Origin of the sequence: Paucibacter sp. TC2R-5, assembly GCF_025717605.1 — a bacterium.
Taxonomy (GTDB): domain Bacteria; phylum Pseudomonadota; class Gammaproteobacteria; order Burkholderiales; family Burkholderiaceae_C; genus Paucibacter_A; species Paucibacter_A albus.
In genome coordinates this window covers 19,586-19,846 of record NZ_JAJIRQ010000002.1, presented here as the reverse complement: position 1 = coordinate 19,846, position 261 = coordinate 19,586, and the positions used below count along the sequence as shown (strand labels likewise).

The window sequence follows — 261 nt, the reverse complement described above, 5'->3', positions numbered from 1 at the left end:
ACAACTCCGGCCTGTAGGAAGGGAATGAATAAATTCCGTTAACTTGCATCCAGTGCTTCGGAGTTTGACCTTCCGGAGCCCAGGCGCGACCAATACCTAGGCGAATGTATACGTGAGCTTGGCTTGCATAGAATAATTTGAGTTTTCGAGCGCTTCCATCAAATCTTAGTAAATCATTGGTGTGATCTTCAATTCGCCGATCTTTTATCGGAAGATACTGGAGGTCTGTACCGCCCCCATCTAAAATGTGAGCTTTAATCG

Annotated in this window: 1 protein-coding gene; it reads right to left on the bottom strand. The window is 45.6% G+C overall.

The window, feature by feature from the left end; translation table 11 throughout:
• A partial coding sequence (locus LNV08_RS03750; RefSeq protein WP_263532330.1) for a hypothetical protein occupies positions 1–261 on the bottom strand: 261 nt, incomplete at both ends.